The organism is Staphylococcus sp. EG-SA-2 (assembly GCF_017152085.1).
The window spans coordinates 1-1,459 of record NZ_JACYHC010000769.1 but is presented as its reverse complement, the minus strand read 5'-3'; the positions used below and the strand labels follow the sequence as shown (position 1 = coordinate 1,459).

At 29.2% G+C, this 1,459-nt stretch carries 1 protein-coding gene and 1 pseudogene; both read right to left on the bottom strand.

The annotated features are described in order from the left end of the window. A pseudogene (locus IDG60_RS27545) lies at nt 1–80 on the bottom strand (type I toxin-antitoxin system toxin); the annotation flags it as partial. 244 nt (nt 81–324) lie between these two features. Beyond that, nucleotides 325–1,107 carry a staphylococcal enterotoxin type P gene (sep, locus tag IDG60_RS13925; protein ID WP_000034846.1) on the bottom strand — a complete coding sequence of 261 codons (783 nt, stop codon included), beginning with the start codon at nt 1,105–1,107 and terminating at the stop codon, nt 325–327. Nucleotides 1,108–1,459: the final 352 nt, after the last annotated feature.

The window sequence follows — 1,459 nt, the reverse complement described above, 5'->3', positions numbered from 1 at the left end:
AGGAATAAACCAAACTGCAACATGGTACTAATTGTAATCATTAGGCGTCTCCTTTCTAAAGATTTCAGTAATGCCACCATAGGCACCACCTCCTTATACTCAGATAGCCACCATCTATCCAACTTGCCCAAAGCATATTATAGCACATATACTTTTTTTACTGCTTGTATACTTTCAGATTATTCTCGCTTTGTTCAAAACTATCTATAGAAATTTTTTATAAAACTTACAAACAGCAGTAAAAAAGTGAATGTTTTAAGTATAGTAATAAAATAACTTATGGTACTTTTTATAGATTTTAAATTTTTTCAGCCAAAATTTCACTCAAGTTGTATATAAATATATATCAATATGCATATTTTTAGACTTAATCGTTTTATTATCTCTATATATCCTCAACTGTGTATCTGGATATTGTCCTTGAGCACCAAATAAATCATAACCAACCGAATCACCAGAAGAAGGGTGAAACTCAATTAATCCTCTTTGTATTTTTCCATTAAATGCATCTGTGTTATATAAATTATATGTTTCATGTAAATAATGTCTTGACTGAAGGTCTAGCTCCTGAACAGTTACTTCTTTTTTATTAGTTTTAACCGTTCCCAAAGGTACTGTATTTTGTTTACCATCTATCCATAAGTTAATCGGTACTTTCTTTTCTTCCTCCAATTGATTATTATCATGTAACGTTACACCGCCATACATACAAGCTGTTTTGAATGGTGTACCCCCAGTACATTGATAACCATAATAAACACCATATAAATCCACTTTTTTCCCTTTGTATATATTGGCGGTGTCTTTTGAACCAAGGTCTACTAATAAATCATTATACCATTGATGACCTGTAAAAAAATCATTAAACAATATAGTGTTCTTTAAAAATTGATCATTACTCTCTTTATTTTCAATTATAGCACTTCCATTATGATAATAGGTTTGTCTAAGATTGCTTAAAGCAGTTCCCTGCAATTCAGACTTTTTTTGCAAATCTTTTCCATTTATTTCTTCGCTTTTCTCGCTACAATTTACAAATGGACTTGTTATCAACGTTAGGGCAATAAATGAAAGTAGTATAAATGTTGTTTTTTTTATTTTACTCACCTCTAAAGCATAATTCCATATAAACTTGTTATTATCCGAAATATTTGTATAATAGATTATTTTTGTTAAAGTAATTATTAGTTATATACAATAATTATGGAATGATCATTATTTACTTATACATACATATATTACTATACCTTTTTTATACTTGTCTATAATATAATAAAAAGATTTCATTTTTACTCTATTATACATTTCAGATATCTTACTTACTTGGTATTGACAACACTTCCCAACTTCACTTGCAGTATGCTTCCTGTCTTTTGAGCTGTGTAATACCATGTACGTACCTCTTTTCAATCAAAATAAAAAGCCAGTGCCGATGCACTGACCAAAAACATTATTTACA